Annotated in this window: 26 protein-coding genes and 1 tRNA gene; 21 read left to right on the top strand and 6 right to left on the bottom strand. The window is 35.9% G+C overall.

The window, feature by feature from the left end; genetic code table 11:
* The first annotated feature begins 50 nt into the window (after positions 1-50).
* The 3 genes from NBX25_RS07760 to NBX25_RS07770 all read left to right on the top strand — a co-directional run bounded on the left by NBX25_RS07760 (position 51) and on the right by NBX25_RS07770 (position 3,666).
* On the top strand, positions 51-1,433 hold the full coding sequence (locus NBX25_RS07760; protein ID WP_123908520.1) for an RtcB family protein: 1,383 nt from the start codon (positions 51-53) through the stop codon (positions 1,431-1,433).
* Between the two features lie 129 nt (positions 1,434-1,562).
* Positions 1,563-1,671 (top strand) — tRNA-OTHER (locus NBX25_RS07765).
* 240 nt (positions 1,672-1,911) lie between these two features.
* Positions 1,912-3,666, top strand: a complete 1,755-nt coding sequence (locus tag NBX25_RS07770) for a hypothetical protein (RefSeq protein ID WP_250253348.1) — start codon at positions 1,912-1,914, stop codon at positions 3,664-3,666.
* A gap of 195 nt (positions 3,667-3,861) precedes the next feature.
* Here NBX25_RS07770 and NBX25_RS07775 read toward each other — a convergent pair whose 3' ends face one another.
* The 3 genes from NBX25_RS07775 to cobT are packed head-to-tail and all read right to left on the bottom strand — an operon-like array spanning position 3,862 to position 6,188.
* A complete protein-coding gene (locus tag NBX25_RS07775) occupies positions 3,862-4,416 on the bottom strand; it encodes a histidine phosphatase family protein (RefSeq protein WP_250253349.1) in 555 nt (184 codons plus the stop codon).
* Positions 4,401-5,183 (bottom strand): adenosylcobinamide-GDP ribazoletransferase, encoded by a 783-nt coding sequence (locus NBX25_RS07780; RefSeq protein WP_250253350.1) that lies wholly within the window; start codon positions 5,181-5,183, stop codon positions 4,401-4,403. The genes NBX25_RS07775 and NBX25_RS07780 overlap by 16 nt, the downstream gene beginning before the upstream one ends.
* On the bottom strand, positions 5,184-6,188 hold the full coding sequence (gene cobT / locus NBX25_RS07785; protein WP_250253351.1) for a nicotinate-nucleotide--dimethylbenzimidazole phosphoribosyltransferase: 1,005 nt from the start codon (positions 6,186-6,188) through the stop codon (positions 5,184-5,186).
* A gap of 293 nt (positions 6,189-6,481) precedes the next feature.
* On the opposite strand from cobT, the gene NBX25_RS07790 reads away from it, so the two are divergent.
* The 6 genes from NBX25_RS07790 (at position 6,482) to NBX25_RS07815 (ending at position 13,022) form a co-directional block, all read left to right on the top strand.
* On the top strand, positions 6,482-7,231 hold the full coding sequence (locus NBX25_RS07790) for a nucleotidyltransferase domain-containing protein (RefSeq protein ID WP_250253352.1): 750 nt from the start codon (positions 6,482-6,484) through the stop codon (positions 7,229-7,231).
* Between the two features lie 4 nt (positions 7,232-7,235).
* Positions 7,236-7,871 (top strand): hypothetical protein, encoded by a 636-nt coding sequence (locus NBX25_RS07795; protein ID WP_250253353.1) that lies wholly within the window; start codon positions 7,236-7,238, stop codon positions 7,869-7,871.
* Positions 7,872-7,890: 19 nt separating this feature from the next.
* Complete coding sequence (locus NBX25_RS07800) at positions 7,891-8,622, top strand: ATP-grasp domain-containing protein (RefSeq protein WP_250253354.1); 732 nt, start codon at positions 7,891-7,893, stop codon at positions 8,620-8,622.
* A gap of 29 nt (positions 8,623-8,651) precedes the next feature.
* The gene (locus NBX25_RS07805; RefSeq protein ID WP_250253355.1) at positions 8,652-9,710 is read left to right on the top strand and encodes a nucleotidyltransferase domain-containing protein; all 1,059 of its coding nucleotides are present in this window, start codon (positions 8,652-8,654) and stop codon (positions 9,708-9,710) included.
* A gap of 75 nt (positions 9,711-9,785) precedes the next feature.
* Positions 9,786-11,456 carry a WG repeat-containing protein gene (locus NBX25_RS07810; RefSeq protein WP_250253356.1) on the top strand — a complete coding sequence of 557 codons (1,671 nt, stop codon included), beginning with the start codon at positions 9,786-9,788 and terminating at the stop codon, positions 11,454-11,456.
* 3 nt (positions 11,457-11,459) lie between these two features.
* Positions 11,460-13,022, top strand: coding sequence for a toxin-antitoxin system YwqK family antitoxin (locus NBX25_RS07815; RefSeq protein WP_250253357.1), 1,563 nt, complete (start codon positions 11,460-11,462; stop codon positions 13,020-13,022).
* A 48-nt stretch (positions 13,023-13,070) separates the two neighbouring features.
* Here the strand turns inward: NBX25_RS07815 and NBX25_RS07820 are convergent, their stop codons facing one another.
* Positions 13,071-13,415, bottom strand: coding sequence for a TfoX/Sxy family protein (locus NBX25_RS07820; protein ID WP_250253358.1), 345 nt, complete (start codon positions 13,413-13,415; stop codon positions 13,071-13,073).
* Positions 13,416-13,663: 248 nt separating this feature from the next.
* On the opposite strand from NBX25_RS07820, the gene NBX25_RS07825 reads away from it, so the two are divergent.
* A complete protein-coding gene (locus NBX25_RS07825) occupies positions 13,664-14,104 on the top strand; it encodes a MarR family winged helix-turn-helix transcriptional regulator (RefSeq protein WP_250253359.1) in 441 nt (146 codons plus the stop codon).
* A gap of 7 nt (positions 14,105-14,111) precedes the next feature.
* A complete protein-coding gene (locus NBX25_RS07830) occupies positions 14,112-16,526 on the top strand; it encodes an outer membrane beta-barrel family protein (protein WP_250253360.1) in 2,415 nt (804 codons plus the stop codon).
* Between the two features lie 456 nt (positions 16,527-16,982).
* Here NBX25_RS07830 and NBX25_RS07835 read toward each other — a convergent pair whose 3' ends face one another.
* Positions 16,983-19,262 carry a polyribonucleotide nucleotidyltransferase gene (locus NBX25_RS07835; protein ID WP_250253361.1) on the bottom strand — a complete coding sequence of 760 codons (2,280 nt, stop codon included), beginning with the start codon at positions 19,260-19,262 and terminating at the stop codon, positions 16,983-16,985.
* A 439-nt stretch (positions 19,263-19,701) separates the two neighbouring features.
* Here NBX25_RS07835 and NBX25_RS07840 point away from each other — a divergent pair, with 439 nt between their 5' ends.
* Complete coding sequence (locus NBX25_RS07840; protein ID WP_250253362.1) at positions 19,702-21,114, top strand: sugar MFS transporter; 1,413 nt, start codon at positions 19,702-19,704, stop codon at positions 21,112-21,114.
* A 407-nt stretch (positions 21,115-21,521) separates the two neighbouring features.
* A complete protein-coding gene (locus NBX25_RS07845; protein ID WP_250253363.1) occupies positions 21,522-21,881 on the top strand; it encodes a DUF4260 domain-containing protein in 360 nt (119 codons plus the stop codon).
* An 89-nt stretch (positions 21,882-21,970) separates the two neighbouring features.
* On the opposite strand, the gene rpsO is transcribed toward NBX25_RS07845, so the two are convergent.
* Positions 21,971-22,240 (bottom strand): 30S ribosomal protein S15, encoded by a 270-nt coding sequence (rpsO, locus tag NBX25_RS07850; RefSeq protein WP_045494446.1) that lies wholly within the window; start codon positions 22,238-22,240, stop codon positions 21,971-21,973.
* 173 nt (positions 22,241-22,413) lie between these two features.
* Between rpsO and NBX25_RS07855 the strand changes: the two genes are divergently transcribed.
* The 8 genes from NBX25_RS07855 to NBX25_RS07880 all read left to right on the top strand — a co-directional run bounded on the left by NBX25_RS07855 (position 22,414) and on the right by NBX25_RS07880 (position 26,636).
* Entirely contained in the window at positions 22,414-22,962 is a 549-nt protein-coding gene (locus tag NBX25_RS07855; RefSeq protein WP_250253364.1) for a pyruvate decarboxylase, read from the top strand.
* A gap of 418 nt (positions 22,963-23,380) precedes the next feature.
* Positions 23,381-23,524: a bacteriocin-like protein gene (locus NBX25_RS24865; RefSeq protein ID WP_410493993.1), complete on the top strand. Its 144-nt coding sequence runs from the start codon at positions 23,381-23,383 to the stop codon at positions 23,522-23,524.
* A 19-nt stretch (positions 23,525-23,543) separates the two neighbouring features.
* Positions 23,544-23,687 (top strand): bacteriocin-like protein, encoded by a 144-nt coding sequence (locus NBX25_RS07860; RefSeq protein WP_250253365.1) that lies wholly within the window; start codon positions 23,544-23,546, stop codon positions 23,685-23,687.
* Between the two features lie 33 nt (positions 23,688-23,720).
* Positions 23,721-23,867 carry a bacteriocin-like protein gene (locus NBX25_RS24870; RefSeq protein ID WP_164464389.1) on the top strand — a complete coding sequence of 49 codons (147 nt, stop codon included), beginning with the start codon at positions 23,721-23,723 and terminating at the stop codon, positions 23,865-23,867.
* A gap of 150 nt (positions 23,868-24,017) precedes the next feature.
* The gene (locus NBX25_RS07865; RefSeq protein WP_164464390.1) at positions 24,018-24,167 is read left to right on the top strand and encodes a bacteriocin-like protein; all 150 of its coding nucleotides are present in this window, start codon (positions 24,018-24,020) and stop codon (positions 24,165-24,167) included.
* A 30-nt stretch (positions 24,168-24,197) separates the two neighbouring features.
* The gene (locus NBX25_RS07870; RefSeq protein WP_164464391.1) at positions 24,198-24,371 is read left to right on the top strand and encodes a hypothetical protein; all 174 of its coding nucleotides are present in this window, start codon (positions 24,198-24,200) and stop codon (positions 24,369-24,371) included.
* Between the two features lie 160 nt (positions 24,372-24,531).
* Entirely contained in the window at positions 24,532-25,854 is a 1,323-nt protein-coding gene (mgtE, locus tag NBX25_RS07875) for a magnesium transporter (RefSeq protein ID WP_068942060.1), read from the top strand.
* 26 nt (positions 25,855-25,880) lie between these two features.
* Positions 25,881-26,636: an ABC transporter substrate-binding protein gene (locus NBX25_RS07880; protein ID WP_250253366.1), complete on the top strand. Its 756-nt coding sequence runs from the start codon at positions 25,881-25,883 to the stop codon at positions 26,634-26,636.
* Positions 26,637-26,657: the final 21 nt, after the last annotated feature.

Genomic DNA, 26,657 nt, shown 5'->3' on the forward strand with positions numbered 1-26,657 from the left:
AACTATTGCGCAATAGGGTATTTACTTTGCATCAACAAAATGACATAACAATGGAATTTAATGGAAATCACTTAATCGAATTGGGATATAGACCTGCTAAATGGTTTAAAGATGCCATTATTTATATTAATGAAAATCATCTGGATGAAATTCAGATCAAAGAATATCTGGAACAGTTCAAACAACCTGAACTTATTCCGCTTCAAGAAACCGCTCCTGAGTTTATTATAAATATCAGAGCTGAACATGAAAATGAGACTGACAATGTAGAAAAAGTAATCAAAACGATGAAAGTGCTGATGAAAACACCTACACTAACAGCCGGAGCTTTGATGCCTGACGCCTGTCCTACAGGTCCTGAAGGTCAGATTCCTGTTGGAGGTGTAGTGGTGGCAAAAAATGCCATTCATCCAGGGTTTCATAGCGCAGATATCTGTTGTTCTGTAATGCTGACTGATTTTGGAAAGGTTAATCCTAAAGATATTCTGGATGCTGCTCATTCTGTGACTCATTTTGGATATGGAGGAAGACCAAGAGGGGAACAGATGCCAATGTCTCAGGAGCTGATGGATGCTTTCAGAGAAAATGCATTCTTAAATGATGAAAAATTAATCAGTATTGCCCGTTCTCATATGGGAACACAGGGAGACGGAAATCATTTCTTATTTGTTGGAATTTCTAAAAATACAGGAAATACAATGATGGTAACCCATCACGGTTCCAGAGCACCGGGAGCTGCATTATATGATAAAGGAATGAAGGTTGCCAACCGTTTCAGACAGGATATTTCTCCTGAAACATTAAAAGAAAACGCATGGATCCCTTATGATACCGAGGAAGGAAAATCTTATTGGGAAGCCCTTCAGCTGATAAGAACATGGACGAAGGAAAACCATACCAATATTCACGATGCTGTTTTAAATAAAATAGGAATTGAAAAAGAAGACAGATATTGGAATGAACATAATTTTGTTTTCAAGGATGGTGACCTTTTCTATCATGCTAAAGGAGCAACTCCGCTGGATGATAAATTTATGCCTGATATCACAGGACCAAGACTGATTCCATTGAATATGGCAGAACCGGTATTGATCGTTCAGGGAAAAACCAATGAAAGAAACCTTGGTTTTGCCCCACACGGAGCGGGAAGAAATTTCAGCAGAAGTCAGCATAAAAAGTCTTTGGCTCATAAAACCACTGAAGAGATCTTCAAAGAGGAAACGGCAGGGCTGGATATCCGATTCTATTCCAATGAAATTGATATTTCCGAATTACCAACTGCTTATAAAAGTGCAGCGAATGTAAGAGCACAGATTGAGGAATACGGACTTTGTGAAGTATTGGATGAAGTGATGCCTTATGGATGTATCATGGCAGGTGATGTTCAGAAGAATGCACCATGGAAGAAAAAGAAGAAATATAGAAAGGCATAATTTCTTATTTAATATGACTCAATATAAACCTTATAGGTTTTAGAAACCTATAAGGTTGTCAAAAAACTAATAATAAAACCTTACCGGGGTAAAAGCCTGTAAGGTTCATGAAAACTTTTCATAACGGCAGGGGCAGTAGCTCAGATGGTTAGAGCAACAAAATTACTTTTCGCTACAGGCATATAAAGTTCCTATGAATCCCAATTGTGTGTCACAGGTTCGAGTCCTGTCTGCTCCTCAATAGAATGAAATGGTATATACCCGTATCTGTCATTTCATACTTTAAAAAATGTAAGGCAAAGAAAGTTCCTATATTTCCTGATTTACTTTCCGCTTTTTTCAAAATACAAGGCAAAGGGGGTTCCTCTATTTTTTGGATAAATTACTCCCCGCTTTTTATAAACTATAGGTAAAAGGAGTTCCTATACACTTCACTTTTAATGAACCTACTCCTCACTTATTTTTTAAACTTAAAACAATGAAAACATTACAATTATTCAATGCTGTATTGACTAAAAAATCAGATGAAACGCCATTTATTTCCAATGAAGGTTTCATTATTGAATCTGATGCTCTTTGGGCTAAAAAAGAGATCATCTCTTATTATGCAAAGGAAAAACTGAATGGAAATGATCTGAATAAAACTTTTCATAAATCCTGGGAGAAAATAAAAAATACATCCAGAATTGAGTTATTTTTTGAACAGATTCAGCATTATATTTCAACCTATGGAAGTAATTTCCATAGTGAAATCTATATTCCTCAGGAAATACTGAATGTTCCTGATGTGAAGATGATTTTTAAAGTGATCAAAGCTTATACTGTAGAAGAAATGCAGGAAAAGTGCCTTTCTCTGCTGAGATCCGGAATTGCATTAAAAGAAGAAACAATCAATGATCTTTTATATATCCTTACAGAAGAGCTTGATTATGATTTTACAGGAACAGAAAATATCAGAAATAAGGAAGCTATTATAAAAATAGCCGATTTATATGAGATCTATCCAGAACATCCTGTTGAGTTTTTCCGTTATGTGATTTATAAAACCACTCAAACAACGCTTTTAATTAAAAACGATGAATTGATTGGCTTAATTAAACAAAGCAAATTTAATCCAGCATATCTGTTCGAAAACTTCGGACTGGAAAAACTGGGAGAAATTTTCAACAGATTTAAACCATTATTTCTTGCTTATAAAAACAGGGCTCCGAAAACAATTAATAAAATTTCGAAGCTATCTAAAGTTTGTCATAAGCCATTAATTTCAAACCCGTTGAATGATGCTACTCATACATTATTAGAAGCCACCGATTGGCATTGGTTAGAAAATGCAACACCATTTGCCTTATTCAAAGCATTGTCAGCATGCCACTCAAGAATGTATGGTCAGGATACTTTTGTGTATAGAATCAGAAATGGAAAATCGTGGGTTAAAAAGGGTAAGGAAACTTATGTGAATCAATTCAACTATGATTTTATTTTAGATTTTCTGAAACTGAAATATGAAAGCTTTTCCGGAAAGAAATTCTATTTTCCTGAGAATGTAGAATTTGCATTACCAACTTCTGAAAAAATGTTTGTTGGGAATATTCCTACCGGAACCCGTTTCTATGGGGATAGACTGGCTGTTGGTATTTATTGGGAAGATAGATGGGGTGCTCGTGACCTTGACCTTTCAGGATTGAATATTTCCGGAAAAATAGGTTGGAATGCAGCTTATAATTATGGTGAAGGACAATTGATGTATTCAGGAGATATGACTTCTGCTCCCAACGGTGCTGTTGAATATCTTTATGCCGATAAAGGCTTAAGTACCCCAACGCTTGTCATGAATAATGTCTTCAGCGGAGATGCAAATTGTGGGTATAAAATTGTCATCGGAAAAGGAGATCAAATTTCCTATGACTATATGATGAATCCGAATAATCTCTTTGCTGAGGCCAGATGTAACTCGGTTCAGAAACAAACGATTCTGGGAATTCTTTTACCAAAAGGCGGAAAGCAATGTTTCGTATTGTTGAATTTCGGAGCAGGGCACTCTCATGTTTCCGGAAATAATGAAGTGTCTATGATGGCAACCAGTGCATTATATCAACAATGGTATGAAGCGATGTCTTTCAATGAGCTTATAAAAGAGCTTGGAGCAGAGATTACCACAGAAAAAGAGGAAGCTGATTTTGATTTTTCACTGGAAACGCTTGAAAAAGATAGCTTTATTAAAGTCTTTAAATAAAAATACGCTGTTCAAAATTTTGAATGGCGTTTTTTCTTTTAACAGATGATTTTATCTCTCAAAGACTGAACAGATTTTCTTAAGCATAAACATTTGTGTGATCTGTGGGAGCTTTTTATTTCGCGCAGATGTCATAGATTTTTACTCTCGCAAATTTTGCAGATAACACAGATTTATTCTAAAACTAATTGCTTATCATACATTTATACTTACAATAGAAAGATGTCCATCATTTTCCTGAATAATTACTTTCTTTCCGTATCCGATCTGAATCTTGAACATATTCTCTAGCGGGAACTGCAGTACAGCCTGAAGAATCAGACGGATGACCCCTGCATGAGCAATAATCAGGACTTTTCCAATATCTTTTTTAGCAACCAATTCGTTCCAAAAACTGATAACGCGGGTCTGCATTTCAATAAGGTTTTCGCCCCCTGAAGCTTTTATATTAATAAAATCTTTATACCAGGGATTGATTTCTTCCTCAGGAATCTCTGTCCATTTTTTTAATTCCCAATTTCCAAAATTCATCTCCCGAATCCTTTCATCAGTTGAAAACTTAAACTTAAAATGTTCAGCCAAAAGGCAGCAACGTTGTGCCGGACTTGAAATTACCAGCTCAAAACCGTTATCCAGATTTAAGTTTTTAAAATCATTCGAATACTCCTTTCGTAAAGGCATTTCGGCAAATCCATAACACAGATTTTCCGGATTATCTACCGCAGTATGACGAATCAGATGAATTTCCATACGATCATTGTTCCTAAATACAATAAAACTTCGGTAACCTGCTGTACAGCTCCTAAACAATCTCCGGTATAGCCGCCGATATGTTTTTTAAAATACCATCCCATGCAGATCTTTCCAAAATAAGCCAATGCAAAAGCCAATATCAAGCGCCAGTCCGGAATCAAAGCAAAAGAAATTAAAACCCCGATAAAACTTACCAACAGAGCCATTCCATCCAAAGGTTTATTGGCCAGAGGTTTTGATTTGCTTACGTCAATATCCGTCACATACTGATGAGTGTAAATCATCGTTCCGGAAATAAAACGGCTTGCAGTATGTGCCAGAATAATAATACCGAGAGTTTTCATCAGATCAATGGATCCCAACGCCTGAATACTGAGAAATTTTAAAGCAAACAATAAAATAATCCCGATGGTTCCGTAAGCTCCTACTCTGCTGTCTTTCATAATGGTAAGAATTCTTTCCTTTCCATATCCACCTCCAAAACTGTCACACATATCTGTAAAGCCATCTTCATGAAAGGCTCCTGTAAGCAAAACACTGCTAATCATCATCAGAACGATTCCTATTTCCAGGTTAAAAAGCTGATAAGAAAGATATAAAATCCCTGCATTAATCAACCCTACCAAAAGTCCGATCCACGCAAAATACTTCTGGGATTTATTCATGATCTCACCGGAATACGGAATGGGAAACGGAACGGGAATTCTGGTGAAGAACATCAGAGCCGTTGCAAAGTAGATCAATTCATTCTTTAAGGTCTTCATTTATTCTTTATTTGAAACATGAGCATCTTCAAAACTGGACATTTCATTCAGGAAATTTACGGCACTTTGAATAATTGGATAAGCTAATGCGCTGCCCGTTCCTTCTCCCAGGCGTAAATTAAGGTTGAGTAAAGCTTTCTGTCCCAATAATTCCAAAAGCTGGAGATGCGCATTCTCATCACTTACATGACAGAATATACAGTTATTCAGAATATCAGGATTTTTTCTCCATGCGGTGGCTACTGCAACGGTAGCAATAAATCCGTCTACCATAATCAACATATTCTGATGGAAAGCTTCTTCCATGGCACCAACCATTTGCACCATTTCCAGTCCGCCAAAAGTCTGCGCAATTTCGTCCGGAGTTCTACTATCCGGATATTTCTCTATGGCAGCTGATAAAATATTGATTTTATTCAGAAACTGGTCATCGTTCAGTCCCGTGCCACGTCCAATACAACTTACAATAGGAAGATCAAACAATTGACTCATCATCAGAGAAGAAGCGGAAGTATTTCCGATTCCCATTTCACCAAAACCAATGATATTACAGCCTGTTTTAGCAATATCTGCCACTACTGCGCTTCCATTCTGTAAAGCCTGTTGATATTCTTCAGAAGTCATGGCAGGTTCCTCCAGGATATTACGGCTGGATTTTCTGACTTTATGATCGATTAACTCCAATCCTTCCGGAAAATCAAAATTGACTCCTGCATCTACAATCTTGATTTCAATATTATGTTGTTTACAAAAGACATTGATCGCTGCTCCACCGCCTAAGAAATTCATCACCATTTGATACGTAACTTCTTGTGGATAGGCACTTACACCTGCCTTTGCAATTCCATGATCTGCTGCAAAAACCACCAGATGAGGATTTGTAAGTTGAGGCGACGTGGTATTTTGAACCATTCCTATTTTGTGGGCAAGGTATTCCAGATGTCCTAATGCACCTAAAGGTTTGGTCTTGAAATCAATTTTATGCTGTAGTTCGGTTGTCAACATGGATATAAAGTAGTTATGTTAAATAGAGAAAATGCAATATTAGTGAAATAAGGAGTATTTTGGGTAATGGCTCAAGGAGGTATTGGTGAGAAAATAGAAAATAGACGAAGAGATGAAAGACAAAAATCCCGGATTTTAGATAATGAGCCTATTCAATGCCCACCAACCTTAAACCTTGAACTTAGCACTCCAGAACACTCCTACTCTCAAACCCTACCATTCTCAAACTCAAAACAACTACGTAATAACATTGCGCACAATCCACTTTACTTTGCAGTATAAAATTGAAAACAATGACACCAAAAATACTAGAAAAAATAAAAGAAGTAGAAGCGACACGAGGGGTAAAAGTCCTTCTTGCCGTTGAATCCGGAAGCAGAGCGTGGGGTTTTGCCTCTCCGGACAGTGATTATGATATACGTTTTATATACCGGCATGAAAAAGACTGGTATCTTTCGCCTTGGGGTAAGGATGAAACGATAGAATTTATGACCGAAGATGACCTGGATGGTTCCGGATGGGATCTTAGGAAAACCTTTCATCTTTTGCTGAAATCAAATGCCGCTTTACTGAGCTGGTTCTACTCTCCTATCGTTTATACAGAAAATACAAAGTTTGTAGAGCTTTTCAAACCATTGGCTGATGCCTGCTTTTCACCGGTAGCAGTTTCATATCATTATTTAAGCATGAGTAAAAAATATCTGGAAGCCTGCAGAGCTGATGAAGTAAAATTAAAAAGTTATTTTTATTGTCTGCGAACTGCCTTAACCGGAAAATGGATCATAGAGAAAGGAACGGTTCCACCAGTGTTGTTCAGTGAATTACTTGTTTTAGTTGATGATAAAACGAAAACCAAAATAGAAGACCTAGTAACCCTAAAAGCTACCAAAGGAGAAGCTTATTATCACCCGAATGATTGGGAATTATTTGAGTTTTTAGAGAAAACGATAGCTGAGAATGAGGAAAAGTCTAAGGATTTGAAAGGTGGAAATGCTGATAAGAAGGAGATGGAGAGGGTTTTTAGGGAAATATTAAACCTTTAAAGAAATGAAAATATTTAATTTTTTCAAAAAGAAGGATATTCAACCCTTTCAAAAAGAGCTTGAAAAATTGATTCCCAAAGAGGAAGAAAAAACACATGAATTTATTGAAAGATGCCAGTTCTTAAAGGAAGAAATAGGACTTGAAGTTCCTCTATCAGTGATCGAAACTTTCAAAAGACATGATCTTCCAAAGCATAATTATTATTATAGTATTTTTTGGCATGTGGATGATGATAGCTTTAACATTTTCTATACGGAAGCCTTCATTGAACTGGTTGTTAGCCGATACAAAGAAATTCATGGACAGGATGTAGATCTGACTGAATTATCAATGCTGCTTGATGAAGCTATTTACGAATATCGTATCAAAGAAAAGTGTTTCGACAGAACAAATCTTGCTTTTGATTTTATCAACAAATGTTATGAAGAGTTCAGGAGATCCGGAGAAGAACTGATCCTCACCATGGACTTGGGACATTATGATCATTTAATCCTCAATAAAGAAGAAAAAGGTAATATAGCAGATAGTATTTCGTCTTACACAACAACAGCAGGAATAAAATACAAAATTCTTACTGAGTTTAGGCCTTTACCGGAAGTTATCAGAGAAACTCTAGACCGTCAGAAAAATAATTATTAATCTTATGAAATAACACCAAATGAAAAATATAATTGCACTCTCTCCTATGTATACGGAAGATAGTAACAATCTCAAAAAAGCATCCATCAATTCACCTTACGAACTGAGCCGTTTCAATGCAAAATGGAATGTCCCTGAGGAATTTCGTACCGATGTAATTGCAGTCTATGGTGAAGATATTTATTCCGAAATTGTTGCTGAACAATGTAATCTGACTTTAACAAAACCAAAGGATGATTGGCTTGCTGGTATCTCAGAAGAATTTGTCAAACGTAAAATTACCTATGGACAATTAAGAGACTTTCTACAAGAAAAAGATATTTTCATTAAATGTTCTGACTTTAAAAGTTTTAAAGCAGGGGTTTATCATAAGCTGACGGATATCAAAGGTTTTGACACTGTAGATTTGCATTCTACAGTTTTCACCTCAGAAGTAGTAGAATGGGAACTTGAAGTAAGATGCTTTGTACTTAATAATGAAATAAAAACATATTCTTCTTATTGGAGAAACAATAGATTTGATACAAGTTCATTATCTGAAACTGAAGAACATAATATGTTTGAATTTTTTAATGAGTTTATTCAGAAATACTCTCCTACTTTGCCTAAGGCTGTAGTACTGGATTTCGGAATTATCACAGGAAAAGGCTGGGCATTAATTGAAGCTAATCCAGCCTGGTGTTCAGGACTATATGCCTGTGATGCAGAAAAAGCACTGGAAGTTGTTGTCAATAGTTGTGTTAAATACTAATATAAAAGACTTTTATTTGAATAATTAAAATGACCATCCAAGACCTAAAAACCAACAACCTCCTCCTCTTCGAAGCCATCTCCGGAAGCCGCGCTTTCGGGCTGGCAACGGAAACTTCGGATACGGATATCCGCGGAGTGTACTACTTACCGAAGGAAGATTTCTTCGGGCTGAACTATATTCCACAGATTTCCAATGAGACGAATGATATTACTTATTATGAGATCGGAAGGTTTGTGGAACTGTTGCAAAAGAATAACCCTAATATTCTGGAGGTTTTGGCAAGTCCTGAGGATTGCATTCTTTATAAAGATCCGTTGATGGATGTGCTTAAACCTGAGGATTTTCTCTCTAAATTATGTAAGGACACCTTTGCCGGATATGCCATTTCCCAGATTAAAAAAGCGAAAGGTCTTAACAAAAAGATACTGAACCCTATTGACAAAGAAAGAAAATCCGTTCTTGATTTCTGCTTTATTCTTGACGGACAAGGTTCTCTTCCTTTGAAAAAATGGTTGTCGGAAAACGGTAAAGTTCAGGAAAGATGTGGGTTAACAAATATTGACCACACCAAAGGAATGTTTGCGCTATTTTATGATGACTCTCAAATATTGGATTATAAAGGAATTATCCAGCATGAAGAAGCGAATCAGGTTTCAGTATCTTCTGTTCCCAAGGATGAAAAGCATGATGCTTATCTGTTTTGTAACCTGGATGCTTACTCTACGTACTGCAAAGACTATAGAGAATATTGGAAGTGGGTAGAAGAACGCAATGAAGACCGATACAATATTAATCAAACGCATGGGCAGAACTACGACAGCAAAAATATGATGCACACCATCCGTTTATTGCAGTCATGTGAACAGATTTTTAGAACCCAATCTCTTCAAACCCGTGTAGAGAACCGGGATGAATTGCTGGATATCAAAGCCGGAAATTGGTCGTATGAAGCAGTAATGAATAAAGCGGAAGATCTGATACAATCTATTGAGGAACAGCATAATATTTCTGACCTTCCGGAATATCCGGATACAGAAAAATCTATGAAGATTTTGGTTAACATTCGCGAAGCTCTTTATCTTTAGGAGAAAAGCAGCTAAGAACCCTTACAATAAGCAACTTCAACGAATAAATTAAACTATTTTTGCAAAAACTAAAAAATGAAATTCATATTTTCAAGAAAATTTACTTTTTTTTCACTCTCTCTTTTAAGCATTTCAGCCTATGCACAGGAGCTGTATATTCCATACAGGGATGGAAATCTATGGGGAATATCCAATTATGCCGGCGGTGAAATCATTGCCCCAAAATTTGATTCTCTTCAGTTCAATGAGCAGGATGATTATGACTTCAACCTTCTTCATACTTTCAAAGCTGGAAAAAAAGGAATGCTATTGAGCGGAAAAGAAATACTCCTTCCTGAATTCAAAAATATCTTTCCTACCTATAAAGGTTTCATCATTGCTGAATATGACAATGATAAAAAAAGCAGGGTCATTTTGGATAAAGATGGTACAAAGATTACCGAAAACCCTGTAATTTCTATGTGGATTGGAGAGAGATTTGGCCCCAACCTTATCTTCCATGTATTGAATGAAAACATGAAGGAAGATTTTTTCATCTGGGACCCGAAGGAACATAAAATTTCCCAATATGTATTTAAGGATTACTATTCCATTTCCGTTACGGAAAATAGGGATGCCTATGAACTTGACATCAGATACAGAAAGAACGAAGCTGATCCATTGTCTGAAGTAAAGATGACAATTCGTGACAATAAACTGGAACCTGTCACCTCCAAAAACTTCAATGAGAGAATTGTTAAGAATACCAATCGTAATAGAGATTATTATGGAAGTTCATATCAGGAAACTATAAAACAACCTAGTGCCGTTTATGAAGTATACAGGGATTATGATGAAGGGGTAAGAAGCCCGTCTTATAGTCCACCTCCTCCACCGCCCTCATCAGGAAAAACAGTTTCCAATGATCCAGGATATCAGGAAGTAAAGAAACAGCCTATATATGTTGGCGTTTCCTATTCTATGGAGAATGACTTTCCATATGTTACTTATCATTATAACCATGCAAAAAATGAGAAGGTAACCAAGAGATTAAAACTGCCAAAAGGCTCGAAGGACATCAAGATCGTAAGTATGAGCGGTTCACCACAGAAGAAAGAGGGTGATACCATCTATATCTACAACAACTATATTACCTTTACCCATAAAGATAAGAACCAAATTCTTATCAGTGAGAAGAAGCCTACAGAATTTGAAACAATCAAAGTGATAAGTCCTGGATATGATTCCCAGTATAGTGGGCAAATTTTCCTATTGGGTAACAAGAAAAATGGAAAGATGAAGTACAAGTTGATCAATAATCTACAGCAGATGATTTTTCCTGATGAATTTGATGACATTATCCTCAACGACCCTTTCTATGGCAATAATTATAGCAACTGGACCGTCATTAAGGATGGAAAATATGGGGTTGTCATTCCTCAGGGTAAATACATCCTCCAGCCTGTATATGATGAAATCGTCAATAAAAAGGTCACCTATGGGTCGGGAAGCTTTCTTCAAATCAAAAAAGATGGCAAATATGGATTCCTGAAACCCGTTATCCCTAACGGCAGCATTGAAAATAATTTAGTTGAACCTGTCTTTTCATATCCCATCCGTAATATTCTGATGAGCTATCCATACCGCAGCAGCCAATATACTTCTGCCGGAACTCCTCAAGGAACAATGATAATCACTCTACAAGATGAGAAAGGAAAATTATTGGGCTTCGCCAACAAACAAGGTCAACTTTATTTTAAAAACTAAAACATGAAATTCAAAAAATACAGTCTGCTTCTTCTTTTTACCACAAGCCTTGCAGCAGCCCAGAATTACTATGATTATGATTCGGAAGTAATTTCCTATACGGTTCTCAGTAAGGAAATAACGAAAGCCTATGAAGAAGCTTTCTTCAAAGATAAAATGTTCACTCCAGAAGACTTTCTAACGGATCTCAATACGATAGAAAAAGATTATCCCGGATTGAAGGAAGATCTTGAAAAATCCGATAAGATTGAAGTAAACACCGTCCTATACAAAAACTTCTATTCCACTACTCCCTTCAAGAATAAAATAATTGATGGGATAAAGAAGATTTATTATCCAGGGGGAATGCTTTTTCAGGAAATCCCTTATAAAAATGGTAAGCTGGATGGGTTATATAAGGTGTACAGCGAGTCCGGAAAGCTCTATTCCGAAGTTCCTTACAAGAATAATCTGAAGAATGGAATCAAGAAAGTATATTTTACCGATCCTAAAGAACGTTATGATGCAAAAGAATATATCATTCAAGGCGCTTATAATAAAGGTAAGCTTATCGGTCCTGTATCCATCTCCAATGACAACCTTAACATTACTTATCCTTCTGACTTCAAGAAAGGACAAGTAGCACTTGCATACAATGGAACTTCCCTAGTAGATTACAATATCATTGAAAGAGATATCAAAAATGGCCCTTATACGGTATACAGCGTTGATACTCCCACGGATGTCAAGAATGAGACAGAGAAGAAAACGGAGAAGAAAAAGCCACAGCGTGTCAAAAGATTCTTCGCGACATATTTCAACAATCAATTCAATGGCTATGTAGAAAAATACAATAGGAACGGGGAACTTCTTTCCAAGAATCTCTTCAGTTTCGGAAAACCAGTAGGAACGCATAAGAATTATTATGATATCGGAAAAATAAAATCGGAGGAGTTCTACGACAATGCTGGAAAGAAAACAGGAACCTGGAAGACTTATTATCCTAGCGGAGAGCTCGTGAATGTTACCAATTATAAAGATGACCAACTGCATGGAGCCAAGGAACTCTATCAGAATAATCTTCTAAAGACACAGGAAAACTTCGATCATGGCAAAAGAACTTCCAACAAATATTACAATGATAAGGGAAGCCTTCAAAGCGAAGCCTATTATGAGAATGATAAATTCATCAAGGAAATCATTTATTTTCCTGATGGCAAGACACAATCTGTACAAAATGTAAATCTTGATAAGACTTATTATGACAAAGATGGTAAGGTCATCCATATAGATCATTACAAGGATGGTCATCGGATAGGAATCCAGAAATACTTTAATTATGAAAAGGATGGTACTCCTTTTGTCTATTCAGAAACGGAATATGATGAAAACGGGAAAAAGATACGGTCCGTTTGGTATGAGAAGAAAAGCACCAACGAGGTAAGCTGGAAAGACGAAAAAATGCACGGAAAATCTACCTACACAAACAATGACAGCACCCAGAAGATAAAATATTACTTTGAAGGAAAGGAAGTCAGCGAGAAAGAGTTCAAAAACCTTTCTGAAGAAAATAAGAAGACAAAATAATGAAAAAACCACCGGCTCAACGGTGGTTTTTTATGTTTAAAGAATATCTTATCTCTTCTTTGAAGCCTTGGCAATTTTGTTGTAATCAAGACAAAGCCTCATCCAATATTCAAAATCTTCGGGTTTCTGAAAACCAATAGGTTCTACATAACAGTATTCTTTTAGTTGCTTTCCCCTCATCATCATAGGAAGAAAACCTTTTTTCTCCGCTACTTCTTCTTCCTTTTCAGGATTGTAACGGCACATCAGGTTGTCGTGACTGATATTGATACACATTTTGTCATTCACCAAAAATGCCAGGCCGCCAAACATTTTCTTTTCTTCAACTTTAATATCATTCACTTGGGCTAGCCATTCTCTAACCCTGTCAGCCAATTCTATAGTATAAGCCATGATGATTATATTTTATCTTTCAAAGCTATTTAAAAATTATATTCTATTTATTTTTTTTGACTGAATTTATTTTACATCACCTAGTGATTCCCTTATTTGGACACTTTTTGAATCAGAAAAACACCCTACTCTATCAAGTGTTTTTAATTTTTAATAAAAATATTTTCAGAAAGTTGTAACAAAGAACAAATGTCACCAACTAATTAATTGATATATCAATAATTGATAAGTCATATTAATTTGAAAACATGGAAAAATTAAATTCAATCATATTCTACAACATAGACAAAGCCATCAGAGCCTATAGAAACTATGCCCAACGTCAACTGAAAGCAAGCGGTTTTACAATCACTATCGATCAGTGGCTTATCATCAAAGCAATTCTGGAAAACCCGGGAATTACCCAGAATGAAATTGGTGACCTTGTTTTCAAGGACAATGCGTCTGTAACGAGAATTATTGATCTAATGGTAAAATCCGAATACATCAAAAGACATGTTCACTCTGATGATCGTAGAAAAACAAATCTGGAAGTAACAGATTCCGGAAAAAAAGTCATCAAAGAGGTTCAGAATATCGTAGAAAATAATCGCGAGATTGCTTTGAAGGGAGTTTCAAAAGATGAGCTTGAGATGATGTATTCAGCTTTACTGAAAATTTCAGAAAACTGTCTCAACCCTAAAAAATAAAAACGCCATGACCAGAATATTCGCCCTCATTTTCATCTGGATACTGCTGCTGTTCACCAGCTTATTGTCAGCCCAGACTATGCAGAATTTTTCCCTCTCAGGAAATATTAAATCGGACAAAGCAGAACAAATGGAAATCAACCTGTTGGATGCTGATCATAAATTGATTAAAACCGAAATTGCTGACTCTAACGGAAAATTCGGATTCAAAGATCTTAAAGGCGGAACTTACCACTTAAAAATCAGCAGAAACGGATCTGAGGTATACCATTCAGACAATATTTCATTAGTTAACAATACCACATTACCTTCCATTGATCTTACTATAAAATCTATTGAAGGAGTAACAATCACTAAAACCAAGCCTATGATCGAAAGACAGGATGGCAAAATGATTATGAACGTAGAAAACAGTATAGCCAGCACCGGAAATTCTGCCTTTGAAGTATTGGAAAAAGCTCCGGGAATCAGTATTGACAACAATGATAATATCAGCCTCCGCGGAAAAGGAAATCTTCTCATTCAGATTGATGGAAAAAATACCCCAATGACCGGAAGTGATCTGGCCAACTATCTTAAAGGAATTCCATCATCAACAATTGATAAAATAGAGTTTATTACCAATCCTTCATCAAAATATGATGCGGCCGGATCTTCCATTATTAATATCAAACTTAAAAAAGAGCAGAGAAAAGGTACAAACGGAAGTATATCTACCTCTTTTGGAATGGGTAAATATGTGAAAAACAACAACAGCCTCAGCATCAATCACCGAAATAAAAAGATCAATATTTTTGCCAACTACAGCTTTGCTTACAGGGAAGCTTACAACGGATTGGTACTGGATCGAAATTTTTATGAGAATAATAATTTCAAGAAAGCCTATATTCAGGATAACTATTTGAAGTTCAAATTCAACAATCATATTGCTAAAGCTGGAATGGATTATTACCTGAATGATAAAAATGTACTTGGATTTTCTGTAGGATTAGTTTCTAACAAATTCAATCTTAATGGTGATAATGCCAATACAACAATGGGAAATTCTTACACTCCGGAAAGCACTTTTAATACTCAAAATACTTCCAATGACCGATGGACCAATATTTCAGTTAATTTAAACCATAAATACACGATTGATTCTTTAGGCTCAGAAATCTCTACGGATTTTGACTATATCAACTATTCTAACTCTTCTTTACAGAATTTTGAAACAAGAACTCATCAAATAGCCGATGGAATGAACCAACTTGATATCATGAAGGGAGATATGGATGGAAAACTGAATATCTATTCATTAAAATCTGACCTTACCAAGAATTTCAAAAATGACTGGAAACTTGAAAGCGGAATTAAAACCAGCTTTGTAAAAACCGATAATGATCTGAAATTCTTTAGCGTCAACAATGAAAACTTAATCCCTGATCTCTCAAAAACCAATCATTTCATTTATGAAGAGAATATCAATGCGGTCTATGGAAATGTCTCAAAAAAATGGGATAAATTTAAAGCGACAGCAGGCTTAAGGCTGGAAAACACCAATGTAAAAGGGACTCAGCTTGCCACCAATCAGGTGAACAAAAGAAATTATACTCAATTCTTTCCAAGTGCTGTATTATCCTATGACCTGACGGAAAAAAGCAACCTGGAAGTAAATCTTAGCAGAAGGATTGCAAGACCTAGCTACAATCAGTTAAACCCATTTAAGCTTTATCTTGATCCAACAACCATGAGCTCCGGAAACCCTGACCTTAATGCACAAACAACAATGAATTATGAACTCACCTATAGCCTGAGCAATAAATATTTTGCCACATTAAGCTATAGCAGGACATCAGACAACATTACAAATATTATAAAACCTACCTTTGAAAATAATCAGAATGTAACAGTTCAGACCTTTGAAAACCTGAATTCAGCTTCGTATTACGGATTATATCTTATAGCTCCTGTAAAAGTTACCCAATGGTGGGATATGAACAACAGTGCCAATTTTTATTATGGTTCCTACACTGGAAATGTTTCCGGAACACAAATTAACAACAAAGGAAACTTCACTTTCAATATCAACAGTATCAATTCATTTAAACTTGGAAATGGTTTTAGTGCTGAACTTACCGGAAATTATAAAGCGAGAGAAGTATATGCCTTCCTGAATATGAGCCCAAACTGGTACCTGAATATCGGAGCGCAAAAGAAATTCAAAAATAATAGCACTCTTAAATTCTCCTTCACAGATATATTCTTTACAAGTAATCTGAAAGGACAGACTATTTATAATGATTATATTGAAAATTTTGCAGTAAAAAGAGACACTCGTGTCGTGACCGTTTCTTATACTTACAATTTTGGTTCCTCTAAGAATGGACAGCCGAGAAAAACTGGTGGGGCTGAGGATCTGAAAGAGAGAGTGGGAAGCTAGGACTTGTAGAGTTACTTGGTAGTCTGTTGGAGAATGATAAGTCGCAAAGATTTCTGATAAGATGTAGGCTTTAAGGCACTGGGATTTTATCTCCGATACAATTGATTATGGTTAGATTTTCTCGAAGATTTTCTGAATACATAGATATAGGAAAAGTTTAATGGCCACGAATGCACGAATGACCTTATTCTATGTTACTAGGTAATTTAAAAAACATTTTAATTGTAACCACATAATAACATAGAATTTATTTGTAAATAAAATAATTCGTGCATTCGTGGCAAAAAAAATGTACTCACTGAAAATCTTTGATTTTCTTACGCCTTAAAACAGCATGATACTTTAAACTCTTTTCGCCCTTGCGTAAAATCCAACAAGCACAATAAGTATAATTAAACCATCAAAAAACAAAAGATCCCTCAAGTTGAGGGATCTTTTTATATCTAAGAATAATTCTTATGCTTCTGAAGAAGGTTCCTGATTTTCTACAGGTCTTTCACCTTGTGGTCTGTCTTGTCCTTCTGGTCTTCTCTGTCCTTCCGGTCTTCTCTGTCCATCTGGTCTACCTTGCCCATCTGGTCTTCTTTGTCCTTCCGGTCTTCCTTGTCCTTCTGGTCTTGGAGGTCTTGGTAAAAGAACTTTACGGGAAAGCTTCATTTTCTTACGGTCATCATAACCCATAAACTTCACTTCTACTTCATCACCTTCAGCATAAGGAACTTTATCTAAACGAGCCCACTCAATTTCAGAAATGTGAAGAAGCCCTTCCGTTCCTTTAGCAATCGCAACGAAAGCACCGAAATCCATTACTTTTACTACTTTTCCGTTGTAAACTTCTCCTACAACCGGTACAAAAGTAATTTCGTTGATTTTTGCAACAGCAGCATTGATTTTCTCTCTGTCTGTTCCTGCAATCTCGATACGTCCGATTTCACCAATTTCTTCAATAGCAATAACGGTATCCGTATCTTTCTGCATCTGCTGAATGATTTTTCCACCAGGCCCGATTACAGCACCAATGAAGTCTTTTGCGATCTCCATTACTACCATCTTCGGAGCGTGAGGCTTCACGTCTGCTCTTGGCTCAGAAATAGTTTCAGTGATTTTATTTAAGATGTGTAATCTACCGTCTCTAGCTTGCATTAAAGCTTTTTCCATGATATCCATAGAAAGCCCCTGAATTTTGATATCCATTTGACAAGCAGTGATACCATCTGCAGTACCTGTTACTTTGAAGTCCATGTCTCCAAGGTGATCCTCATCTCCTAAGATATCAGAAAGCACTGTAAATTTACCAGATTTTGCATCTGTGATCAATCCCATTGCAATACCGGAAACTGGTTTTGTAATCTGAACCCCTGCATCCATTAATGCTAATGTTCCTGCACAAACTGTTGCCATTGAAGATGAACCGTTTGATTCAAGGATATCAGAAACAATTCTGATCGTATATGGATTTTCTTCAGGAATAACTGCCTGCAATGCTCTTTGAGCTAAGTTTCCGTGTCCTACTTCTCTTCTTGAAGTACCTCTTAAAGGTCTTGCTTCACCTGTTGAGAATGGAGGGAAGTTATAGTGTAGGAAGAATTTCTCGTCATGTTGCGTGATAACGCTGTCTACCATGTTTGCATCCTTAACAGAACCTAAAGTTACAGCTGTTAAAGACTGAGTTTCACCTCTTGTAAACACTGCAGAACCGTGAGCTCCCGGAAGGTAGTCAATTTCTGACCAGATCGGACGGATCGTCTGAGGATCACGACCATCCAGACGGATATTGTCTTCAAGGATCATCTGACGCATTGCTTCTTTCTCTACATCATGATAATATACTTTTACGAAAGGTGTTACTCTTTCCAATTCTTCTTCATTATCAGCATATTGAGCAAGGAATTCTTCACGAACCGCTTTGAATTTCTCACCTCTCTCTTCTTTACCAGATGGAGTTCTTGCTACTTCATATACTTTATCGTAAGTTTCTTTCCAAACTTTTTCACGAATTTCTTCGTCGTGATTTTCGTGAGAATATTCTCTTTTTGGGAAAGCTTTACCTACTTTTTCTGCTAATCTTTCTTGAGCTTCAATTTGCTTTTTAATTTCAGCATGACCAAAATTAATAGCTTCTAACATTTCCTGTTCAGAAATTTCTTTCATTTCCCCTTCTACCATTACGATAGAGTCTTTAGTAGCTCCAACCATAATGTCTAATTCAGAATTTTTCAATTCTTCATAGCTTGGGTTGATGGAAAGTTGTCCGTCAAATCTTACCACTCTTACTTCAGACATTGGTCCGTTGAAAGGAATATCAGTAATGGCAATAGCTGCCGAAGCTGCTAAACCTGCTAAATCATCAGGAATTGTTTTTCCGTCATAAGAAATTAGAGAAATCATCACCTGAACTTCTGCGTGGAAGTCTTCAGGGAAAAGCGGACGTAGTACTCTGTCTACTAAACGCATTGTTAAAATTTCCTGATCTGAAGGTCTTGCTTCTCTACGGAAGAAGTTTCCAGGAATTCTTCCACCTGCATAGAATTTCTCTCTATAATCTACTGTTAATGGTAAAAAATCTACACCAGGATTTGCTTCTTTATTGGCTACAACAGTTGCTAAAAGCATTGTTCCACCCATTTTTACTACCACAGATCCATCAGCCTGCTTAGCTAACTTCCCTGTTTCAATAGTGATTTCTCTGCCATCAGCAAGAGTAATCATTTCTGTAAACGCTTGAGGTATACTCATAAATTTGTCTTCTTAATACTCCGTATTGAGTATGAATTAATATTTAAACTCTTTAAATTTCGTGTGCAAAGGTACTATATAATAATGATATATTAAATTTTTCAATTGCATAAATAGGCCTTCAAAATACAAAATTTTGGCTATCAGTGGATGAAAGATTTAAAAATTTTCCATCGGTAATGCAAACCTGTTCATTATTTATGAAAATAAAAATCTGTTTTTTTGAGTTAATGTGTTGAAAAATCCTGTTGTTTTTGTATTATTGTCTCAAAAAATGAAAATAATATTTTAATTTGATAAAAAATATACATCTCTTTATAAAAACCATCAAAATAATTGCAAAACCATAGGTTGATCCCTATATTTGCCCTACTTCACCAAATACAATGCTGTAGGCAAAAAAGTTAAGGACTTACCCTTATAGAGATAAATAATGTTTATGAATAAAGAAGTACAAACTCAAAGCAGGAATTACACGGTTCCATTGATTACCATCACCCTGCTTTTTTTTATGTGGGGATTTATCACCTGCATGAATGATATCCTGATCCCTTATCTGAAACAACTTTTCAAACTCACCTTTTTTGAGTCCATGCTGGTACAGTTCTGTTTCTTCGGAGCTTACTTTATCGGATCTCTGATTTATTTTCTGATTTCCATTTCTAAAGGTGATCCCATCAACAAAGTGGGATACAAAAAAGGAATTTTGTTTGGAATTGCTTTGGCTGCCTTAGGCTGTATTCTGTTTTATCCGGCAGCAACATTTTCTTATTATCCTTTATTTTTAGGAGCATTGTTCATTTTAGGATTAGGATTTACCGTATTACAGATCACTGCCAACGCCTATGTTTCCTTACTTGGTTCAGAAGAATCTGCATCCAGCCGATTGAATATGACACAGGCATTCAATGCTTTCGGTACAACGATCGCCCCGGTATTGGGAGGACACTTAATTTTTGAACTGTTTTCTGAGTCGGATGGAACTTTCAGTGCAGTTGCTACCAGAATTCCCTATTTAATTTTTGCGGCCATCCTTCTATTGGTAGGATTATTAATTTCAAGAGTAAAATTGCCTTCGTTTCAAACAGAAACCGAAGAAACGGTACAGGGCTGGGGAGCATTGAAATTCAACCATTTAAAATTTGGGGTTTTTGCTATGTTTTGCTACGTGGGTGGTGAAGTGGCAGTAGGAAGTTTCATTATCAGTTTCCTTGAAGAAACCATGAAGTTCAACGAAGCGATCAGTAAAAATTACCTTTCCTTATATTGGGGGGGTGCCATGATTGGACGTTTCTTAGGAGCCATTTCATTAAACCAATCTATTAGCCAGGCTAAAAAAGCAGTATTCATGTTAGGGGCCGCAACATTAGTTTTCCTGGTCATTTTCAGCATTGTAAACCTTAACTTTGAACAAATAAGCTTCTTCTTAGTATTTATCTTACTGAATTTTGCAGCCTTCTTTGTGGGCAAAGCAGCGCCAGCAAGAACATTGTCTATTTTTGCGGCTATCAATGTTATTTTATTGATTTCAACGATGGTTAACCATGGAGAAATGGCTATGTACAGTGTTTTAGGAATCGGTATTTTCAATTCCATCATGTTCTCTAATATCTATACGCTGGCAATTTCAGGATTAGGAAAATATACAAGCCAAGGTTCATCACTAGTGGTAATGGCCATTTTGGGAGGTGCTATCGTCCCTATTTTCCAGGGTTACCTTGCCGATCAGTTTGGAGTACAACACTCCTTCATCATTCCTGTATTCTGCTATATGGTGATTTTAATTTTCGGAGCTTACTGTACCAAGTATCTTGGGCATGTAGAAACTACTGAAGCTAAATCAGGACATTAAATAATACATATATAAAAGTTATAGGCTGTTTCATCTTTGGAGCAGCCTTTCTCTTTCTCCAACATTTTTCTATGTGGTGAACAATACATCTTTTATTTTTAAACCAGATAGGTACATAGATTAAAATCATTATTGTATTCGTGATGATTAAAAAGTAATTTAAAGCATCTGCATCATCTGCAAAATCTGCGAGAGCATTTATCAATAATCAATTTCATGAGAGATAAAATCCTTACGTTTTACAACAGAAAGCCCCTCAAAATCTTAACAACTTAGCGTTTCCCAACATTATTATTTATCTACGCTTGCAATAAAGAACAATATTTCGCCTTTCAACATTCTCCGTATGTAACATTACTTTCAAAATACCGACTTACTTTATAGATCCCTTAAATTATCAATCCTGGATGAAGACTCAATTAAAACTTGAATACGCAGCCTTTTTACTCCTTGGAGTTTTCGCATTTTCCCAAACAGGATATTCCTGGTGGTGGTTTGCTGGATTGTTCCTTGCTCCAGATATTTCTATGCTGGGATATACAGTTAACAATAAATTAGGTGCATTCTGCTACAACTTATTTCATCATTTTGGAGTAGCCATTGCTGTTTATCTTATAGGAACAGCCCTATCACTCCCCTATTTACAAATGATTGGAACTATTTTATTTTCCCATTCTGCATTTGACAGAGTATTGGGATATGGATTAAAGTATCCGGATAGTTTTCAGAATACGCATTTGGGAAAGATTGGAAAGAAGGTGAAGTGATCTAAAGCAAGTTTGTGATTGGTTCTAATTATATTACAACAAAAAAGCAACCTCTTTCGAAGTTGCTTTATTTTGAAAATCTTTATAGATTATTTTCTTAATCCTAATGCAGCAATAATTGCTCTGTATCTTGCGATATCTTTTTTCTTAAGGTAATCTAGTAAACTTTTTCTCTTACCTACCAATTTCACTAGAGATCTCTCTGTGTTGAAATCGTGACGGTTAGCCTTTAAGTGCTGAGATAAGTGATTAATTCTGAAAGTGAAAAGAGCGATTTGTCCTTCTGCGCTTCCTGTGTCTTGTGCAGATTTCCCGTGTTGTGCGAAAATTTCCTGCTTTTTGTCTGTTGTTAAGTACATTCCAATATTGTTTAATGATTATTATGTAACGGGTGCAAAATTACGACTATTTTTTGAATCTGCAAACATTATTGATTTCATAAATCAAATTTGATAGAAAAAAATGTTAAAAAATTCTTAATAAATTTTACACAATTCAACGAAAAGGCAGTAATTTTGCATTCGAATTACAAATGAGAAAATTTATATTCTTTACAGCAGTTACTACTTTTTTATTCATTGGCTTTACTTCGGTAAAAGCACAAAGAAATGCTGATGATAAAATAAAGAAAGTTCTATACTTCAATCCCGAGGTAGAGCCTGATATTGATGAAATAAAGGAGCCTACCAACAATGCATTCTTTGATGCTGTTTCCGATAACTTTAGCAGTAAAAGAAATAAAATGCTTCGTGCAGAAGTTCAGGTTCCCTTTGACAGCATAGACAAACAGACTATTATGGATTACTGTTCCAATAATGATGCTGATTTTGCCATTGTTTCCAAAGTCCGTTACTTCAAAGTTGGTTTTGGAAAATACGTGTTCTCTAATCAGGTGGTAGTAAGCATGAAACTTTTTGGAGCAGATGGAAATCTTGTGACAGAAACAGATCATGACACTTATCGTAAAAACATGCGTCTTCTAGGCTCTACCGTAAATTCGGTGAAAATTGGTACAGAAGGTGCTATCAAAGGTATTATTAAAAAACTAAGAAAACTTAAGCCTACAGAGGCAGAACTATAGCATTTAAAGTTCTAAATTCAATGTTAGAACTTTAAATGCTATAGTTCTAAATTCAATGTTAGAACTGCTCTTCTACCGAGCATATCATTCTATTAAAGCATTGTCTGCAAGCAATTTTGATTCATAAGTGAATCATCAATGATTGCTGCATTTTCTTTTTCCCTTTTATTTCAATTCTCAAAATAAATTTGTTGTCTTTGTTCAAAAACCCAAAGACATTGGATGATGATATATCGATCTACTGCTAAACGGTAAGGATTCTACCTTCGATAAAATCACCTCTATTCGATTTTATTAAATCTATTCTAAACTCACAAACCATCTTGCATTTGATTGATTTACAGTTAAATAATTTCACCAATACATGAATAATTGAAAATTATTTACTATTTTAGTCTGACAATAAAATCTAAATTATATGAAAAATTTAAAGAAAATCAGTAGAGAAGCCGCCAAGCAAATCAATGGTGGATTAATAGGAAAATGCAGTAGAACCAATCCATGTACTGTGGGCTGGTGTTGTAATGGTGTTTGTTCACCCCGTGCTTGTATTGAAAATTAGAATCATTAAAACAAATCACATGAAAAATCTAAAGAAAATCAGTAGAGAAACCGCAAAACAAATTAATGGCGGAAAGATGGAAAGATGCAGTGATACCAATCCATGTGTCGCGGGATGGTGCTGCAATGGAATCTGTTCACCATTCATTTGTATTGAATTCTAACATCATTAAAACTAACTATTTAAAACAAATCACATGAAAAATTTAAAGAAAATCAATCGTCAAGAACAAAAACAAATTCAAGGCAGTGGAATCATTAAAAGATGTACAGAACATTTTGAGTGCCCGGGAGGATCATGCTGCCGAAATACATGTGTTACATATCCATGCCCATTGGAATAAACCAGAAACTAACAGCGCCTATTTCAGGCGCTTTTATTTATACAAAACAATAAAAATCAAATACTTATTTTCGAATAAAAATTTTCACTATCAAATGAATAATTAGAAAATATTTATTATTTTAGTATAACATTTTAAATCTAAAAAACTATGAAAAATTTAAAGAAACTCAACAGAGAAGCTGCAAAACAAATCCAGGGAGCAGGCCCTAAAAAATGCATTGACAATTCACAATGTATTTATGGAGCTTGCTGTAAAGGTGTATGTATGGAATTTGCCTGTATTGATGATAGAGAATAGTATTTTATTAACATTTTAAAATCAATTCTCATGAAAAATTCAAATCTTAAAAAGCTCAGCAGAAAGGAGCAAACAGAAATAAAAGGGAGTCTGCAAGTAAAAAAATGCAGAAACACCTACCCTACGTGTGATCCTGGTGAATGTTGTACCGGAGGTTTCTGTCTTCTCTCCCCTATTACAGAATGTGAACCTATTCTTGATTAAAAGGATATTTTTTAAATTTAATTTTTGAACATCCGCTTCGGTGGGTGTTTTTTTATTCTATTTGTAGGGTAATAAGCTTTAATAAATCCTTAAATTTCCCAGTTTATTACTCAGTCTTAAAAATTTGAATTATTTTTGCATATCCTAAAAATTTAACGTTTTGAATTCTAGAGACGAACTTATCTTCAACCCTGCCGATATTGCCGAAACTCTCAGCGAACTTCCAGCTGACGAGCGACTGCTCGCGTTTCTGAAGGTTCCGAAAGAGTACAAAGCGGAGGTTTTTTCTCATCTTGATCCGGATTTTCAGGAAGATACAATCAGAAGTATCGGAAGCGACGAGGTTTCCGAAATTTTGAATGCCATGACTCCTGATGACAGGACTGCTCTTTTTGAGGACTTTCCTGATGAATTGATTAAGTATTCAATCAATCACCTTAATCCACAGGAGAGAAGGATTGCCTTAAAACTATTAGGTTACAACTCGGATTCTATTGCCCGTCTGATGACCCCTTATTACATCCAGATCCGTAAGGAATGGAGCGTAAAAAGATGTCTTCAACAGATCAAAAAGGTAGGAAAAAGAGTAGAAACCATGAACTACCTATATGTAGTAGATGAAAGAAATCGTCTGATTGATGACCTTGCCATCGGTACATTATTATTAGAGGAAGAAGATACTTTGGTTTCTGATATTACAGATAATCACTTTGTAGCAATTACCACCACAACGTCAAAAGAGGATGCGGTAACGTATTTCGAAAAATATGACCGTGGTGCATTACCTATTATTACGGAAGCTGGAGTTTTAGTGGGAATTGTAACCATTGATGATATCCTTGACCAGATTGAACAACAAAACACCGAGGATATTCAGAAGTTTGGGGGATTGGAAGCACTAGACCTTCCCTACACTCAAACTTCATGGACAGAAATGATTAAAAAAAGGGCAACGTGGCTGATTATTTTATTCGTTTCCGAAATGCTGACTGCCTCTGCAATGGGATATTTCGATAAAGAAATTGAAAAAGCAGTAGTTCTTGCCTTATTTGTCCCATTGATTATTTCCAGTGGTGGTAACTCAGGATCACAGGCTGCAACATTGATTATCCGTGCGATGGCCCTTCAGGAGATCAACCTTAAAGATTGGTGGTACGTGATGAGGAAGGAAATCATCTCCGGATTATGTCTGGGTGCTATTCTGGGACTTATCGGTTTTATCAGAATTATGCTGTGGCAGAAAGTTGGCCTTTTTGATTATGGCCAATATTGGGTATATGTAGGACTCAGTGTATCTGTTTCTTTGATTGCAATTGTGCTATGGGGAACTTTATCAGGGTCTATGATTCCGTTTGTTTTAAAGAAGTTAAAGCTAGACCCCGCAACATCTTCTGCTCCATTTGTAGCAACCTTAGTAGATGTTACCGGATTAATCATCTATTTTACAGTAGCTGGATTTTTCTTAACGGGAAAACTTTTGTAATTTTAGGCATCATCTAACATGCCAATATGAAAATCGTTTCACTTGTACCCTCCATCACAGAGGCATTATTTGATTTAGGCCTTACGGAAAATGAAGTTATCGGGCGAACAAAATTCTGTATCCATCCCGAAGAAAGAATAAAAAATGTTCCGGTTATTGGTGGAACAAAAAATATTAATATTGATAAAATCAGGGCTCTTCAACCCGATTTGATTCTTGCCAATAAAGAAGAAAACATCAAAGAGCAGGTAGAAGTACTCATGGATGATTTCAAGGTCATGGTAACCAACGTGGAAACAATTGAAGATAATTATTACCTGCTTAAAAACCTGGGACAGCTTCTTGGAAAAGAAGAAAGAGCCCAGCTTTTCAATCTTAAGATCTATGATATTCTCAATCAGTCCAAACTTGATACTCCTATAAAAGCAGCATACCTGATCTGGAAAAATCCTTATATGACTATTGGTTCAGATACGTTCATTCATAAAATATTAGCGGAAATAGGTGTTGAAAATATTTTTAAAGATAAAACCAGATATCCGGAGATTACAGCTGAAGATCTGGAGAAGGCAGATGTCATTATGCTATCTTCCGAACCCTTCCCATTCAAAGAGAAGCATATTGAAGAACTGCGCACATTTTATCCTGAGAAAAAGATTATGATCGTAGATGGAGAAGCCTTTTCATGGTATGGAACGCATATTGCCAAATGTGAGCATTACTTTAAAGAATTGCTGACTGAAATTCAAATGATGCAGCAAAGCATAAACTCTAAACATTAAACATTAAACATTGAACTTTAT

Source organism: Chryseobacterium sp. Marseille-Q3244 (assembly GCF_940807095.1).
GTDB lineage: Bacteria > Bacteroidota > Bacteroidia > Flavobacteriales > Weeksellaceae > Chryseobacterium.